This is a genomic window from Thioclava sp. GXIMD4216 (assembly GCF_037949285.1).
In the GTDB taxonomy this organism is placed as follows: Bacteria; Pseudomonadota; Alphaproteobacteria; order Rhodobacterales; family Rhodobacteraceae; genus Thioclava; species Thioclava litoralis.
In genome coordinates, this window is sequence record NZ_CP149926.1 from 2,460,012 (window position 1) to 2,475,478 (window position 15,467).

Annotated in this window: 13 protein-coding genes, 1 tRNA gene and 1 pseudogene; 4 read left to right on the top strand and 11 right to left on the bottom strand. The window is 61.0% G+C overall.

Going from position 1 to position 15,467, the window contains the following annotated elements; all coding sequences use genetic code 11:
- Positions 1-2: 2 nt before the first annotated feature.
- Positions 3-524 (bottom strand): RNA polymerase sigma factor, encoded by a 522-nt coding sequence (locus WDB88_RS11955; RefSeq protein ID WP_339107902.1) that lies wholly within the window; start codon positions 522-524, stop codon positions 3-5.
- 228 nt (positions 525-752) lie between these two features.
- Positions 753-2,942, bottom strand: a complete 2,190-nt coding sequence (locus WDB88_RS11960) for a TonB-dependent receptor (RefSeq protein ID WP_339107903.1) — start codon at positions 2,940-2,942, stop codon at positions 753-755.
- 600 nt (positions 2,943-3,542) lie between these two features.
- Between WDB88_RS11960 and istA the strand changes: the two are divergent.
- A pseudogene (istA, locus tag WDB88_RS11965) lies at positions 3,543-4,163 on the top strand (IS21 family transposase); the annotation flags it as partial.
- A gap of 611 nt (positions 4,164-4,774) precedes the next feature.
- On the opposite strand, the gene WDB88_RS11970 reads toward istA, so the two are convergent.
- The 7 genes from WDB88_RS11970 to WDB88_RS12000 all read right to left on the bottom strand — a co-directional run bounded on the left by WDB88_RS11970 (position 4,775) and on the right by WDB88_RS12000 (position 9,113).
- A tRNA-Arg gene (locus tag WDB88_RS11970) sits at positions 4,775-4,852 on the bottom strand.
- Between the two features lie 247 nt (positions 4,853-5,099).
- Positions 5,100-5,564 carry a GNAT family N-acetyltransferase gene (locus WDB88_RS11975; RefSeq protein ID WP_339107904.1) on the bottom strand — a complete coding sequence of 155 codons (465 nt, stop codon included), beginning with the start codon at positions 5,562-5,564 and terminating at the stop codon, positions 5,100-5,102.
- 93 nt (positions 5,565-5,657) lie between these two features.
- Positions 5,658-5,984: a hypothetical protein gene (locus WDB88_RS11980; protein ID WP_339107905.1), complete on the bottom strand. Its 327-nt coding sequence runs from the start codon at positions 5,982-5,984 to the stop codon at positions 5,658-5,660.
- Between the two features lie 329 nt (positions 5,985-6,313).
- Positions 6,314-6,811 (bottom strand): transcription antitermination factor NusB, encoded by a 498-nt coding sequence (gene nusB / locus WDB88_RS11985; RefSeq protein WP_339107906.1) that lies wholly within the window; start codon positions 6,809-6,811, stop codon positions 6,314-6,316.
- Positions 6,808-7,359, bottom strand: coding sequence for a 6,7-dimethyl-8-ribityllumazine synthase (locus WDB88_RS11990; RefSeq protein ID WP_339107907.1), 552 nt, complete (start codon positions 7,357-7,359; stop codon positions 6,808-6,810). The genes nusB and WDB88_RS11990 overlap by 4 nt, the downstream gene beginning before the upstream one ends.
- Before the next feature lie 12 nt (positions 7,360-7,371).
- The gene (gene ribB / locus WDB88_RS11995) at positions 7,372-8,511 is read right to left on the bottom strand and encodes a 3,4-dihydroxy-2-butanone-4-phosphate synthase (protein ID WP_339107908.1); all 1,140 of its coding nucleotides are present in this window, start codon (positions 8,509-8,511) and stop codon (positions 7,372-7,374) included.
- Complete coding sequence (locus WDB88_RS12000; protein ID WP_339107909.1) at positions 8,508-9,113, bottom strand: riboflavin synthase; 606 nt, start codon at positions 9,111-9,113, stop codon at positions 8,508-8,510. The genes ribB and WDB88_RS12000 overlap by 4 nt, the downstream gene beginning before the upstream one ends.
- 229 nt (positions 9,114-9,342) lie before the next feature.
- On the opposite strand from WDB88_RS12000, the gene WDB88_RS12005 reads away from it, so the two are divergent.
- From WDB88_RS12005 to WDB88_RS12015, 3 genes are all read left to right on the top strand, one after another.
- On the top strand, positions 9,343-10,629 hold the full coding sequence (locus tag WDB88_RS12005) for a capsule biosynthesis protein CapA (RefSeq protein ID WP_339107910.1): 1,287 nt from the start codon (positions 9,343-9,345) through the stop codon (positions 10,627-10,629).
- 94 nt (positions 10,630-10,723) lie between these two features.
- Positions 10,724-11,857, top strand: a complete 1,134-nt coding sequence (locus WDB88_RS12010) for a polysaccharide biosynthesis/export family protein (protein ID WP_339107911.1) — start codon at positions 10,724-10,726, stop codon at positions 11,855-11,857.
- Positions 11,857-13,857, top strand: a complete 2,001-nt coding sequence (locus WDB88_RS12015; protein WP_339107912.1) for a capsular polysaccharide biosynthesis protein — start codon at positions 11,857-11,859, stop codon at positions 13,855-13,857. The genes WDB88_RS12010 and WDB88_RS12015 overlap by 1 nt, the downstream gene beginning before the upstream one ends.
- On the opposite strand, the gene ribD is transcribed toward WDB88_RS12015, so the two are convergent.
- Positions 13,854-14,942, bottom strand: a complete 1,089-nt coding sequence (gene ribD, locus WDB88_RS12020) for a bifunctional diaminohydroxyphosphoribosylaminopyrimidine deaminase/5-amino-6-(5-phosphoribosylamino)uracil reductase RibD (RefSeq protein WP_339107913.1) — start codon at positions 14,940-14,942, stop codon at positions 13,854-13,856. The two genes, WDB88_RS12015 and ribD, sit on opposite strands and share 4 nt — an antisense overlap.
- Complete coding sequence (nrdR, locus tag WDB88_RS12025; RefSeq protein ID WP_339107914.1) at positions 14,942-15,403, bottom strand: transcriptional regulator NrdR; 462 nt, start codon at positions 15,401-15,403, stop codon at positions 14,942-14,944. Before nrdR ends, ribD begins: the two co-directional genes overlap by 1 nt.
- Positions 15,404-15,467: the final 64 nt, after the last annotated feature.

Genomic DNA, 15,467 nt, shown 5'->3' on the forward strand with positions numbered 1-15,467 from the left:
TCCTAATCTTCCTGTAGATCGCCTGCCAATTCGTCACGGCATCGCTGCAAGGATTTCATCACCAGTTTCTCGACGGCGCTGCGGCTGATCCCCATTTCCGCAGCCACCTCCGAATGCGACAACCCGTCGAACTTATGGAGCGTGAACGCCTGCCTTTGCCGCGGTGGCAGGGACGCAATCACCCTTTGCAGCCTGCGCAGCCTTTGCGCGTAATCATAGACCTGTTCCGTCGAGGGCGCGTGGCGGCTTTGGGTCTCCATCTCCGGTGCGGTTTCGTATCGCACCCGCGTGCTATGCGCCCGTAGGAAGTCATTCGCGACGTTATTGACCACGCTATGGACGAAGGAAGCCGGATGCGCGACATGCGAGGCGTCCCCTAACCGCTGGAGCTTGAACCAGCTTTCCTGAAGGACATCTTCCGCATCCGCAGGACTGCCCAACCTTGCCGCCACCCGCCGCGTTATCGCCCGATAGTTGGACAGAAAAACCCCGAGTATCTTTCGACGGGAGAGATCATCCGGCATGGCACAATCGCCCTGACGCGCCCCCCTGAGAAAGGGACACGACACCCGACACGGACCTGCCTGAAGATGCAAGGAAGCTGGACACCAGAACACCCGAATGTTTGAAGTGGCGTCAGGCTCCTCCGGTTTCTATGGGCTACCTTATCATAAGCCTATTTGCAAGATTTTCGACCGAAATTCCCGACAAAAACACTCTGACAGGCACTCTGCCATGCCCCGGCATTCCGGTCAGAAATCAAGCGATGCCGAGATAAAGTAGGTGCGGGAATCCTCGGTGTAATCTGCATCGGTGTCGGGCTGTTCATCAAAGATATTATTGACCCCTGCTTTCAGCGAGGCATGGTCCGTCAGGGTGTATTTGGCCAGAACATTGGCCACGGTATAGGCCGGAATACGTTCTTCACCGCTGCTATCCTCGCCGGTCACTTCAACCTGCTTGCCATAATGGTCAATCGAGCCGGTCAGCATCAGCCGGTCCGTCGCCTGCCATGACAGTTCCGTATGGATCTTGATATCGGGCTCTTCCGAAAGCACCGACCCGCTTGCAAGGTCTTTGGATTCAAGCAGTTTCGAGAATGTGGTATTCCATTGCAGCCTGTCGCTCAGCGCATAGTTCAGATTGCCCTGTATCCCGCTCGTGCGGGCTTCGTTGACATTGACATATTGTTTGACCCGCACACCGTTGAACGTGCCGATCTCGTTGCCCTGAATGCGGTTGGTAATGTTATTGAGGAAACCGCTGACGCTGCCGGTGATCGGCCCCTGATCATAATAGAAACCGGCCATGTAATTGGTGGCCAGTTCCGGCTTGAGATCGTCATTTCCCAGCCAGTAGGTCATGATGCCGCGATTGGCCTTATATTCGGCATAGAGGTAATCTTCATTCGACTGGCGCAGATTGGGTGCCTTGAAGCTCTTGCCGATCCCCGCTTTGAAGGTCAGCGCATCAGTGATGTCATAGGCCGCATTCACCACCGGCGAGAGATGGTCGCCGTAGATGCTGTTATAGTCATAGCGCAATGCGGTATCGATGCGGAAGCGGTCGGTGATCGACATCTGGTCTTTGGCATAAAGGCCGAGCTTGGTCATATCCGAGGTGCTTCCCCCGCCGGCAACACTGCCATCGGGGCTGTAATAAAGGCTCCCCTGCCCGCCATCTGCCAGCCGCGCATGCGACGCCTCAAGACCATAGACCACCGCATGGTCGATGCCGCCCAGCGTGTAGGTATCGGTCAGCGTGCCTTCCAGACCATAGGTCCGATAGTCTTCCGACTGCTGCAAGGTGGTGACGGTATCGGTATTGCTGACCGCCAGATCCGTTGTCGATTTCTCCCAGAACAGGCTCAGGGCCTCCTCGCCAAAGCTCCATTGTCCGCTATGGCGCAGGGACAGCGTATCACGGACAACCCCGTTAAGACCGTCATCCTCTGCGGTATCTTTCATATAGCTCTGGTCGGAATGGCCGATTTCGAATGTCAGATCCTGCGCATCATCAGGGCGCCAGTGGACCCGTGCCTTGAGATCCTTGCTTTCGCGCTGCCCGCCATCTTCATCGTCATCATGGCGGGTAAAATCACCCCATAAAGACATGCTCAGAGCGCCTTTGATCAGAGGTGCCGAGACAGAGCCGCTGACACGTTTGGTCGATCCCGTCTCATCACCGGTTGCGGCGTAATATTCTGCCGTAAGCGCGCCTTTCAGCCGCTCCTGATCGTCCTTCTTGGTGATGATATTGACCACCCCCCCGATACCGCCGGACCCGTAAAGCGCAGCCCCCGGCCCCTGAATGACCTCGATCCGCGCGATCGCATCCATCGGCACCCATTCCAGATCGCCTTTATAGGATGCGCCCTTCTGCTTGAGTTCCTCTGTGGTGACCGGCACACCATCAATCATGATCTTGGTGTAATCAGTGCCCGCCCCCCCGATGCTGATCTTGTTATTTGTCACAAATACGCCCGGCACGCTTTTCATCGCCTCGGCCACATTCGTATTGCCGCCATTTGCCAGATCTTCTGCCGTCACAACGGTTTTTGTACCCGCCTGAAGACGCGGATCATCCGACATCAGCGCGGAATTCGGCGTTGCAGGCGCAAGACCGCCCCCCTCGACCAGAATCGGATCAAGCGCCACCGCGCCATCGTCCCCGAGAGTGCCCGCCCCCGTATTGCCGACAAGCGTCACGGTGCTCTCGCTGGTATACTGGAACACAAGGCCCGTCCCTGACAGGACAGTTGCCAAAGCGGCATCCACCGACAGCGCCCCCGAAACCCCCGATGACCGTTTCCCGCGAACGAGATCCGCCGGATAGAAAATCTGTAGCCCCGATGCCTGACCGAATTGCGTCAGCACGGACCCAAGCGGACCCGGCGCAATCGCATAGGACACTGTCACCTGTGCCCCTGCGGGCGAAATCACGGCAGCCCCCCCGAGTATGGCCGTGGACGCCATGACTCGAAAACCCAGACTCGCGCAGAAACGGCTATAAGGGCGGCAGGAAAGACGGCTCAGTTTCATGGATAGGGTCCCAGTTCAAAATCTTCTCGCGCGCAGACATACGAGCGTTGCTGGAGAATAGACGTCTGCCACAGCCCGCCACCTCAGCCTGAATTTGAAATTTTCTGAAAAACCGCAGGGATTATGCCCCGCGACGACCGGAACCCGATAGACGTCAGAGGCCCTTTGGGGCGCAAAGACACGAAGCGCCAGCCGCTCGGGTCTCTTTGCAGAATATTGTTCGACACCCAAAGGCCGTTCTGGCCTAGAATAATATTATTTATAATCAATATTTTGAAGTTTCGCCCGACACCCAGAATGTCGTCCTGCCGACATCAAAAAACCGTCTTTCGACATCGTTTTCCCGACCTGTCCTGATGCCCCACGGCGCCCAGGCAAAGAAAAAGGCTGTTGGATGTCACTGAGAACTGACCCAGCCACGATAGAAAATGTCACTGAGAATTGACCCATGTGGAACCCTTCCCCTGACGGGATTTGTCGGGGGGCATTGGAGTGATCGACATGGATATTTTGAGCGTCATTCGACGTTGGGCACTTCGGGATAAGTTGCCCATCCGAGAGATTTCGCGACGGACTGGTTTGTCGCGCAACACAATCAGGCGTTACCTGCGCGCGGGTATCGTGGAGCCCAAGTTCAAAGCGCCATCGAGGCCGAGCAAGCTTGACCCGTACGCAGAGAAGCTGTCGGGCTGGTTGCTGGCCGAACAGCGCAAATCGCGCAAAGAGCGACGGACGGCGAAGCAGATGCACGCGGATCTGGTTCAGCTTGGATTTGACGGGTCCTACGAGCGGGTCTCGGCCTTTGTCCGAGCCTGGAAATCGGACCGGCAGCGCGCGCAGAACACGACGGATCGCGGGACATTCGTGCCTCTGGTGTTCAAGCCGGGCGAGGCCTTCCAATTCGATTGGAGCGAAGACTACGCGATTATCGGGGGTGAACGGACCAAGCTACAGGTCGCACACATCAAGCTGTCGCACAGCCGCGCGTTCTTGGTCAGGGCGTATTTGCTGCAGACACATGAGATGCTGTTCGACGCTCACTGGCATGCATTCAGGGTATTCGAAGGCGTTCCGGGGCGCGGGATCTACGATAACATGAGGACCGCAGTGGACCGTGTCGGTGACGTTAGGATGAGGGTTGCGCGCGATCCCGGGCAATCGGGCTATCGATCGTTCATGGTTCTGAAGGCCGAGGTTGACAGCCTGACTGGGGCGCGCCCTTATGTCCGCCGTCGCGACGAAACGGCTGCGGCCGGGCAACCAGCCTCGGTCTTTGCGACCCGCATCGGCATGAGGCGCAGGGGCTGGTATCCGGCGCTGCATCAGGCCGGTCATGCACCAGCATTCTGGAACCGGCACCCTGTGACTGGGCGGGCCGTACTTTATGTCTCTGAGGACGATACAACCAAATTCCACCGCCGATTCCTGACCCCTGCGACCATGTAGGATGGATTCGGCCTCCATCGCCAGACCTGCACCGCCAAGTTGCACGCCGCCGGCGTCAGACCGTTCTCGCCTGATGGAGTGGACTTCGGTCCCCTTTATCTACGCCAAGAGGCCGAACCGGTGCTGCAAAAGGCGGTAGGTCTTGGCCAGAGCTGATCCCGCACGTCCCATTTGACCGCAGAATCTAGGCAAGGGCAGCCAGATCGATAGCAGAATGCGTTGATCGTTCAAAACCCGTCTTTTGTCGAAAAAACGGCTTTTGGATGTCGAACAATAAAGAGGAATTTTGGCGAGCCGTGGAGGACTCGAACCCCCGACCTGAGAATTAGAAGTTCCCTGCTCTAATCCAGCTGAGCTAACGGCCCGCACTTTCTCAAAGCGTATCAGACAAAACGCGCATATTGTCAACTTGCCAAGGGAAAAGGATCCCCGCCAGAAATGGACCCCACCGGAACTGGATCTCTGGGTTCCATGAGCTGGGAAACCGCGCAAGCCTGCCCCATGCAGCCACGCAGCAGATCCCCTGCCACGGGTCTTGTTTTAGCCCCGCCCGCAAATGCGCCCCAGCCCCTGAGACCTGCCAGCACGGCAAGTCTTGTGCGAAACACAAGGCTAGGCGTGCAGCGACAGTCCCAGATAGACGCTCATCGGATCAAGGCGGTAATCGGCGAAAGGATCGCAGGTCACAAAGCCCTCCGATTCGTACAGGGCACGCGCGACGGAAAAGCTTTCCTGCGACCCTGTCTCCAGCCGCACTTCGGCAAAGCCCGCCTCGCGGATATCGGACAGAAGGTGGCGCAGCATCATACGGGCCAGACCGCGCCCGCGCTCTTCATATAGCACATGCATGGATTTCAGTTCCGCCAGCGTGGCAGAATGCGCCTTCCACGCCCCCATGCCAATTGCCCGGCCTTCCTGACGCATGACGAAAAAGCGGACCTGCGGTGCCGCCAGCGCATCGGGCGGCAGCATATGGATTGACTCAGGAGGTGTATCGGCATGCATCGCGTCGGAATGTCGCTTGTGCAAAAGCGCCAGATTTTCCTGCACCGGATGTTCACGCAAAATGGTAATCATATCCGCCTCCTCTGCCGAACATTGCCCGTCCAGTTTTGCACAGCAAAAAGGCGCACCGCAAGGCGCGCCCTATAATTTGAACAAAGGGATATCTCAGCGGCGGAGCTGGCGTTGCAGACGGCTTGGCGGGTCAACCCGAACCGGAATCGGCTGCAACTGCATATCGTGCTGACGCAGACCACCTGCCGGGATATCCTCATCCTCGGCCATCGCCATGATGCTGATCGCGAATTGCACGCCCGCAAAAACGATCGTGTTGAAAACCACCAGCATCGCTACGGCCAGAACGCCCATATCCGAGGTCGAGACAAGCTGCCAAAGATTGGCCACGTTAAAGGCCAGAAGCGTTGCGACAAAGGCAACAGCAAGGGCAAATCCGAACAGGACGTTACGGATATACAGACGAACGAGTTGCGGCATGACAGCTCCCTCCGGTTGTTACATTCAATGTAACGCATCAATTTCAAAAACCAAGAGCCGATTTTGTTTTTGCTTAGAAATTGGTCAACAACAGCGGCTGGACAGCGCGGACGGAGCACCCCTCGGGCATAAGCGCCTGCCAGCCTGACCGGCGCTGTTACGGTAGGAGCGCGGCGTTTGTGGCAGCTCTGTCATGCGTCTTGCTGGCTTGGGCACCCCGCCCTGCCCTTACGGCAATGCCGCGCACTGGCCTTTCCCCATACACTGGCCGGACAAGCAAAAGCCGGAGGTCTCCCCCCGGCTTTCTGCAATACCTGTCGTACAACGGATCAGACCAGATCGTCGCGCAGCTGGCGGGCCATATTGTCGATCACCGCATTGACGAATTTCGGCTCGCGACCATCGGGGAAGAAAGCGCGCGCGACTTCGACGAATTCATTGATCACAACTTTCGGCGGTGTCGCCGGATTGACCAGCTCGGCCCCTGCCGCACGGAACAGGGCCCGCAGAACCGAATCAATCCGGTTCAGCGGCCAGCTCTCCAGAAGCGCCTTATCGGTGGCCTTATCGATCTTGCCCTGCCACATCACCGCATCATCGAGGATGCGGCGGAACAGATCCACATTGCCTTCGGACATCTCGACATCATCGATCACCGCCCCAAAGCGAAAATTCTCGAATTCTGCCCGCACCTTATCAACAGACAGCCCGCCCGCTTCCATCTGGAACAGAGCCTGCACGGCATACAGCCTTGCTGCGGATTTCATACGGCGCTTCTCCTCCAGCGAGGGTTTGCGCGGTTTTTCGGCGGGCATATCTTCGGTCATGCGGTCTGGTTTCCTTCGGCTTCACCGGCAATGCGGAACGACTCGCCTTGCGGGCGGAAGCCGATCCCTTTTGTCCGGTTCGCCCATTTGCGCGATAGAGCCAGCAAATGCAAGGCCGCAGCAGCCGCGCCGCCACCTTTGTTTGACCGCGCGGTGTCGGCGCGGACATCGGCCTGTTCGTAATTTTCCACCGTCAGAATGCCGTTGCCGATCAGGATCCCCTCAAGCCCCATCAACTGGATCGCGCGCGAACTGTCGTTGCAGACCGTCTCATAATGCGTGGTCTCGCCACGGATCACACAGCCAAGAGCGGTGAAACAGTCGTAATCGGCCATACGGGCGGCCAGCTTGATTGCCGTCGGAATTTCCAGCGCGCCCGGCACTTCGATCACATCGACCACCGCGCCACAGCTTTCGGCCATCTCGCGCGCGCCCCTGACCAGATTATCGGCGATCTCCTTGTAATAAGGGGCCACCACGATCAGCATACGCACGGGCTTGTCGAAGCTTGGCGCAGGAAGGGTGTAATGGGTCTCGGATTCGGCCATCGTCTTGTCCTATCAGTATTTACGCGTCGCGCGGATTTCGAGCCCGTAGCCATCAATCCCGACGACTTTGGGCATGGGGGAATTGGTCAGCAGCTCGACTTTCGACAGGCCGAGGGCTGCCAGAATTTGCGCCCCCAGACCATATTGGCGCAGCGTGCTGGGGCTGTCTTCGCCCACCAGCGGCAATTTCATTCCCGGATCGCGCAGCGCCACAAAGACACCGCGGCCTTCGGCGGCAATCGCCTCCAGAGCGCGCCCGATATCGCCATCGCGTCCCGGCACCAGACCCAGCGCATCGCCCAGCGGGTCCAGCGAATGCATCCGCACCAGCACCGGTGTCCCGCCCGTCAGATCCCCTTTGGACAGCACGATATGTTCCGCGCCCTCCAGATCGTCGGTAAAGACGCGCATCGCCCAATCGCCCCCATGCACCGAGGTCACGGGTTTCTGGGCTGTCTGGGTCACAAGGTTATCGTAACGGCGGCGATAGGCGATCAGATCGGAGATCGTGCCGATCTTGATGCCGTATTTCTGGCCGAAGGCGATCAGGTCGGGAAGGCGGGCCATCGTGCCGTCTTCCTTCATCACCTCGCAGATCACACCGGCCGGGTTCAGCCCCGCCAGACGCGAGACATCGACCACGGCTTCGGTATGGCCTGCCCGCACCAGCACCCCGCCATCACGGGCGCGCAGCGGAAAGACATGGCCCGGCGAGGCAAGATCGGCGCCCGTTTTCATCGGGTCGATCGCCACCGACACGGTGCGCGCACGGTCATGCGCCGAGATCCCGGTCGAGATCCCCTCGCGGGCCTCGATCGAGACGGTAAAGGCGGTTTCCTGACGCGAGCTGTTGGAGGCCGCCATCGACGGCAGCCCCAGCGCATCCACCCGATCCGAGGTCAGCGCAAGGCAGACCAGCCCGCGCCCGTGGGTCGCCATGAAATTGATCGCATCGGGGGTCGCCATCTGCGCAGGAATGCAAAGATCGCCCTCGTTCTCGCGGTCTTCATGGTCGACAAGGATATACATGCGCCCGTTGCGGGCATCCTCGATGATTTCCTCGATGGAAGAGATCGCCTCGCGATAGCTTTCCTCGACGGGGCCCGGAACATCATGGGTGCCGGATTTGTCTACGGGTTTGATCTCGCTCATGCGTTCCACTCCTGCAGGCGCGCGACGTAACGCGCCATCGTATCGATCTCGATATTGATCGGGTCACCGGCCTTGGCCGCGCCCCATGTCGTCACTTCCTTGGTATGCGGAATGATATTCACCCCGAATTCCGCGCCCGACACTTCATTCACCGTCAGCGACGTGCCGTTCAGCGTGACCGAGCCTTTCGGCGCGATGAATTTCGCCAGATCATCAGGCGCGCGGAAGGTAAAGCGCGAGCTGTCGCCCTCGTCGCGGATCGACACGATCTCGGCCACGCCATCGACATGGCCCGCCACGATATGGCCGCCCAGCTCGTCGCCCACCTTCAGCGCGCGCTCCAGGTTCAGACGGCGTCCCACATGCCAGGAATTGCGCCCGATATTGGTCTTGGCGACGCTTTCCGCCGAGATCTGCACATCGAACCAGTCCTGCGGATCCTTGCCCTTGGAGATCACGGTCAGGCAAACCCCGTCACAGGCGATGGACGCGCCGATATCCACCGTGTCGACATCGTAAGAGGTGCCGATCCGCGCCCAGAGGTCGCCCTGCTGTTCCAGCGCAAGAACTTCGCCCATATCGGTAATGATCCCGGTGAACATCCTGATCTCCTTTTCGGTCCCCTTTCCCCTAACTTGGCAAGGGGGGCGGTGCAAGAACTGCTGCCGTTACATATGTGCACATCATCTGGGCACAACCGCGCCTTCGGGCGGAATGTCTAAATAATAATCTACAAGCCGCCCGATTTATGACACATATTCACCTTACCCAAGGGAATTGTCGCGATTCTCCGTTGTACCGCCTGTCACCAGTTCCGGACCCGTCCCGCCTATGCCCCTGTTTGACAACCGTCATTTCCTGCTTCTGCAAGGGCCGCACGGCCCCTTCTTCCGCCAGTTGGGCGAGATGCTGGGCCGCGCCGGTGCCACGGTCTGGCGTGTGGGGTTCAACGGCGGGGATGCCGCCTTCTGGAACGATGATGCCCGCTTCATCCCGTGGCAGGGCAAAGCCGAGGACTGGCCCGAAGCGGTCTCGGACCTGCTTCTGGAAAAACGGATCACCGATATCGTGCTATATGGCGACACTCGCGCCATCCACGCGCAGGCCATCCTTGCCGCACGGGCGCAGGGCCTGCGTGTGCATGTCTTCGAGGAAGGCTATCTGCGCCCCTATTGGGTCACCTACGAGCGCGGCGGCTCGAACGGGCATTCGCGGCTGATGGACATGGGCGTGGCCGAGATGCGCACAGCCCTTGCTCAATCCGATATCGACTTCCCCGATGCCCCGCCCCGCTGGGGAGATATGCGCCAGCATGTCTTCTATGGCGCGCTCTACCATTTCCTTGTGATGAAGGGGGCGCGACGCTGGCCCAATTTCCGCCCCCATCGCGGGGTCAGCGTGCTGGACGAATTCCGCCTTTATCTGCGCCGCATGATCCGCATGCCCCTGCATATGGTGCAGCGCTGGATCGCGACCTCTCAGGTGAAATATGGCGGCTTTCCCTATCACCTCGTTCTGATGCAACTGGAACATGACAGCAGTTTTGTCATGCATTCCCCGTTCAAAAGCCAGACCGAATTTCTGGATCTGGTGATGAGGGGCTTTGCCGAAGGGGCGCCCTCGCACCACCATCTGGTGCTCAAGGCCCATCCGCTGGAAGACGGGCGCGCGCCCATCGAGGCCGCCATCCGCGAGGGCGTTGCCCGCTACGGGCTCAGGGGGCGCGTGCATTTCGTGCGCGGCGGCAAGCTGGCCAATCTTCTGGCGCAGGCGCGCTCTGCCGTTACCGTCAATTCGACCGCAGCGCAGCAGGTGCTCTGGCGGGGATTGCCGCTCAAGGCATTCGGGCGGGCGGTGTTCGACAAACCCGAATTCGTCTCGACCCAGCCCCTGCCCGAATTCTTCGCGACCCCCGCACGCCCCGATACCCGTGCCTATCGCGATTATCGCCACTATCTGCTGGAAACCAGCCAGATTCCGGGCGGGTTCTATTCCGCCAAGGGGCGGCGCACGCTGCTGCGGCAGGTCGTGGATATGATGCTCTCCACCGAAGACCCTTACGACGCCCTGACCTCGGGAACAGCGGCACCACGGCAACAGTTGCGCGTAATCAAGTGACACAACTGGATTTTACTCAGGCTTTCTGCCACGCTGCCCGTCAAAATGCATAACGCATATCTATGAGAAGCATCCCGAAAGAGGAGCTCGAGCAGTGACGACGAATTTTTCCAAAGCCACGCGTGTGCTGGTTCTGTCTGCGTTGGTCTTCAGCGTGGCCGCCTGCGCTTTGCCGCGCTCGGGCCCAAACAAGCGTGAAATCTTTGCAGGCTCGGTCATGCGCAAGGGCGATGCCTTCATCGTCTCGGTCAATGACCATGTTGCCCGCGCAACCGCCGTCCAGCCGGCTCTGGGATTCTCCTCGAGCTTCCGCAACGCTGGCGTTCTGGGGTCGGATACCATCAATGCCGGCGATACGCTCTCGCTGACCATCTGGGAAAACGTCGATGACGGGCTTCTGGTCCAGCAAGGCACCAACGCCACCCAGCTCACCGAGGTGCAGGTGGATGGCGCAGGCTATATTTTCGTGCCCTATGCAGGCCGTATCAAGGCGGCGGGGAACACCCCCGACGGGCTGCGCCGCCTGATCACCGAAAAGCTGGATGCCCAGACCCCCGATCCGCAGGTGGCCGTGTCACGGGTGGCAGGCGACGGGTCGACCGTGTCGCTGACCGGTGCCATTGGCGGTCAGGGTGTCTATGCGATCGAACGCCCGACCCGCACGCTTTCGGCCATGATTGCCCGCGCCGGTGGTGTGTCGATCAACCCCGATATCGCCAAAATCACCGTCACGCGCAAAAACGGCCAGAGCGGCACTGTCTGGCTGTCGGATCTTTACGACAATCCACAGATGGATATCGCGCTGCGCAATGGCGACAAGATCCTTGTGGAACAGGACACCCGCGCCTTTACCGCACTCGGCGCCACCGGCACGCAAGCCCGCGTGCCCTTCGAAACCAAGACCCTTTCCGCGCTTGAGGCGATTGCCACCGTCGGAGGCCTGCAGACGCAGACCGCCGACCCGACCGGTGTCTTCGTGTTCCGCAACGAACCGCAAGAGATCGCCCGCGCCGTGCTGGGCCGCGATGACCTCGTGGGGGATCAGCGTATGGTCTATGTGCTCAACCTGACCGAGCCCAACGGCATGTTCATGGCGCGCGATTTCGCCATCCGTGACGGCGATACCGTCTATGTGACCGAAGCACCCTATGTCCAATGGTCGAAAACGCTTTCGGCGCTGACAGGGTCGCTGGGTCCGGTCAATACGATCAGCAATCTGGCCAATTAATGCCGCTGTCTGATGCAGAGGATATGGCCGCCGGGGTGCCCCGGCGGCTTTTCTTTTATAACGGCGGCTTTCTGCGTCAGCCGCGTCTGCGCCACATTCTGAAGGCGGCAGACCATAGCCTGCATCTGGGCCTGCCCCGCGCCGAAGACGGGGTCGTGGTCTGGGGGCGCTCGCCCTATGCAAATCGCGGCGAGGCTATCGCCGCGCGAACCGGCGCAACGCTGATCCGGCTGGAAGATGCGTTTTTGCGTTCGGTCCGCACGGGGCGCGCAGGAGAGCCCCCCTTGGGGCTGATCATCGACCCTGTCGGGGTGCATTTCGATGGCGCGCGCCCCTCGCGGATCGAAAGACTGCTGCAGAAAGCCGCTCTGGATGACGGGGCGCTTCTGGCACGGGCACGGCAGGGGATTGCCCGCCTCAAGGCGCTCGACCTCTCGAAATACAACGATTTCGACATCGCATTGCCGCCCCCCGCTCCGGGCTATGTGCTGGTCATCGACCAGACGCGGGGCGATGCCTCGATCACGCATGGCGCGGCCTCCGCCCGCACCTTCCGCGAAATGCTGGCCGTGGCGCGGATCGAAAACCCCAAGGCCCGCATCCTGATCAAGACCCATCCCGAAACCCGCGCAGGCTTCAGGGCGGGGCATTACAGCGCCGCAGATGGCGATGCCCTGACCGAGATTGTCACCGCCCCCCATTCCCCTTGGGCGCTGCTGGAGGGGGCGATCGCGGTCTATACCGTGTCGTCCCTGATGGGCTACGAGGCCATTCTTGCAGGGCACCGCCCCCGCGTTTTCGGCCAGCCTTTCTATGCCGGATGGGGACTGAGCCAAGACGAAGCCCCGCCTCCAAGGCGCGAGCGCCGCCTGACACGCGCCCAGATCTTTGCCGTCTCGCATCTGCTTGCGCCCACATGGTTCGACCCCTGCCGTGCGCGCCTGTGCAGCTTCGAAGAGGCGGTGGACCAGCTTGCCGCCCAGACCCGCGCCTATCGCGAGGACGGCCACGGCTATGCGATGACCGGCATGAGCCGCTGGAAACACAAACACCTGCGCCGCTTCTATGGCGGATACGGGCCGGTGCGCTTTGGCTCAGGCTCAGGCGCGGGCTCAGGCTCAGGCGCGGGCCAGCCTGTCCATTGGGCCAGCAAGCCCGACCGCCCGACCGGCGCGTGGCGGATGGAGGACGGCTTTTTACGCTCGCGCGGTTTGGGGGCCAAGCTGACGCCCCCCCTGTCTCTGGTGACGGATCGGCAGGGGATCTATTATGACCCGACCACCCCTTCCGATCTGGAAGCACTGATCGCGCAACCGCTGCCGGATCACGACCGGCTGCGCATCGAGCGGCTGCTGCGCGACATCCGCAAGGCGCGGCTGTCGAAATACAATCTTGCAGGCACCGCCCCCGCCCTGCCGCGCGGCCATCGCATCCTTGTGCCCGGTCAGGTCGAGGATGATGCCTCGATCCGCATGGGCAGCCCCGAAACCGGCAGCAATCTGGCCCTGCTCACCCGCGCCCGTGCCGAAAATCCGGATGCCGTGATCATCTATAAGCCACATCCCGATGTCGAGGCGGGATTGCGCAAAGGCAGCGTGCCCGCCGATGATCTGGCGCGGCTGGCCGATCTGGTGTGCCAAAAGACCGACGGGATTGCGCTGATCGAGGCCTGTGACGAAGTCTGGACCATGACTTCGCTGATGGGGTTCGAGGCCCTTCTGCGCGGCAAGCCTGTGACCTGTCTGGGGATGCCCTTCTATGCGGGCTGGGGCCTGACCCGCGATCTGATGCCACAGCCCCCACGCCGTCAGGCACGGCCCGACCTGTGGCAACTGGCCCATGCGGCGCTGATTGCCTATCCGCGTTATATGGACCCGCTGACCGGCCTGCCCTGTCCGCCCGAAATCGCGGTAGAGCGGCTGGCCCAGCCTCTGCGCACAGGGCTTTCCCTTCGCCTCCTGTCGAGGCTGCAGGATCTTGCGAAACCGGTCCGCCGTTAATCGCGCCGCCAGCGATGCAGCACATCGCCGCCGATCTCGCGCTGAGAGACAAGCCGGTAGCGCGGTGCCCCAGCCAACTGCGCGATCCCCATCGCACCGATCGCGGCACGGCCATCGCCGCCCAGAACCATCCCAGCCGTAAAGCCGATCAGCTCGTCCACCAGCCCCGCGCGCATCAGCGCGGCGGCAAAGCGCCCGCCCCCCTCGCAGAAGACCCGCGTCAGCCCAGCCGCCCCGAGCGCCTGCAAAAGCGCATGCGGGTCCATCCCGCCCTCGGCAAGCGGCACCTGGAACAGATTGGCCCCGCGCCCCTGCCAATAGGCGCGCGCCTGTTCAGGGGCCTGCGGCCCATGTGCCAGCCACAGGGGCGCCTGATCCAGCGAACCGGCCAATCGGGCGCGCGGCAGGTCCAGCCGCGAGGCCGCAACCACCCGCACGGGTTGCTGAACGGGCGTGAAATTGCGCACGGTCAAAAGCGGATCATCGGCGCGGGCCGTCTCTCCCCCGACCATGACCGCATCGAACTCGGCGCGCAGCGCGTGCACATGGGCACGCGCCTGCGCCGAGGTGATCCATTGGCTCTGCCCGTTGGACAGGGCGATCCGGCCATCGAAGGACGTGGCCAACTTCAAGGCCAGCCAAGGCCGCCCATGTTCGATCCGTGACAGAAAACCGGATTGTAGCGCCCGCGCTTCGGGCTCCAATGTGCCTTCCGTGACAGCAATCTCCGCCGCCCGCAGCATCGCATGGCCGCGTCCGGCAACCCGCGGATCGGGGTCTGTCTGCGCCGAGACCACCCGCGCCACACCGGCCTCGATCAGGGCCAGCGAACAGGGGGAGGTCTTGCCATAATGCGAGCAGGGTTCCAGCGTGACATAGGCCGTAGCCCCTCGGGCCGCCGCGCCTGCCTGCGCCAATGCGCGGCGCTCGGCATGGGGGCGGCCTCCCGGCTGGGTCCAGCCCCGACCGACAATGACGCCCCCCTTGACCAGCACGCAGCCCACCGCAGGGTTGGGCCATGTATTGCCAAGACTCCGCCGCGCAAGCGACAGGGCCAACCGCATGAATCGTTCGTCAGGCTGCATCAGTCCGGCGCGCCCGGGCGCAGTTCCGATACGAACTTGTCGAAATCATCCGCTTCCTGAAAATTCTTATATACACTGGCAAAGCGGACATAGCCCACCGTGTCGATACGGGCGAGCGCTTCCATGACAATCTCGCCGATTGTCTTGGAGGGGATATCCGTCTCGCCCATGCTTTCCAGCCGCCGCACAATACCCGAGATCATCTGGTCAAGGCGTTCCGGCTCGACCGGACGTTTCTGCATGGCGATCCGGATGGAACGCTCCAGCTTGTCACGGTCGAAATCCTCACGCTTGCCGGAGGTCTTCACCACCACCAAATCGCGCAACTGGACCCGCTCATAGGTCGTAAATCGTCCGCCACATGCGGGACAAAAACGCCTGCGCCGGATCGCGACATGATCTTCGGCCGGACGCGAGTCCTTCACCTGGGTATCAACATTTCCGCAAAACGGGCAGCGCATCGCGTCCCCCTTTTCCTGTAAAATCCGCCTCTATGGGGTCTCATGCCCCACTTATCCACAAGAC

What these genes read in the sequence shown, in the direction of transcription:
- WDB88_RS11955 (WP_339107902.1), bottom strand. Translation starts at nt 524, where the DNA reads ATGCCGGATGATCTCTCCCGTCGAAAGATACTCGGGGTTTTTCTGTCC.
- WDB88_RS11975 (WP_339107904.1), bottom strand. Translation starts at nt 5,564, where the DNA reads ATGATTACCATTTTGCGTGAACATCCGGTGCAGGAAAATCTGGCGCTT.
- WDB88_RS11980 (WP_339107905.1), bottom strand. Translation starts at nt 5,984, where the DNA reads ATGCCGCAACTCGTTCGTCTGTATATCCGTAACGTCCTGTTCGGATTT.
- nusB (WP_339107906.1), bottom strand. Translation starts at nt 6,811, where the DNA reads ATGACCGAAGATATGCCCGCCGAAAAACCGCGCAAACCCTCGCTGGAG.
- WDB88_RS11990 (WP_339107907.1), bottom strand. Translation starts at nt 7,359, where the DNA reads ATGGCCGAATCCGAGACCCATTACACCCTTCCTGCGCCAAGCTTCGAC.
- ribB (WP_339107908.1), bottom strand. Translation starts at nt 8,511, where the DNA reads ATGAGCGAGATCAAACCCGTAGACAAATCCGGCACCCATGATGTTCCG.
- WDB88_RS12000 (WP_339107909.1), bottom strand. Translation starts at nt 9,113, where the DNA reads ATGTTCACCGGGATCATTACCGATATGGGCGAAGTTCTTGCGCTGGAA.
- WDB88_RS12005 (WP_339107910.1), top strand. Translation starts at nt 9,343, where the DNA reads ATGCCCCTGTTTGACAACCGTCATTTCCTGCTTCTGCAAGGGCCGCAC.
- WDB88_RS12015 (WP_339107912.1), top strand. Translation starts at nt 11,857, where the DNA reads ATGCCGCTGTCTGATGCAGAGGATATGGCCGCCGGGGTGCCCCGGCGG.
- ribD (WP_339107913.1), bottom strand. Translation starts at nt 14,942, where the DNA reads ATGCAGCCTGACGAACGATTCATGCGGTTGGCCCTGTCGCTTGCGCGG.
- nrdR (WP_339107914.1), bottom strand. Translation starts at nt 15,403, where the DNA reads ATGCGCTGCCCGTTTTGCGGAAATGTTGATACCCAGGTGAAGGACTCG.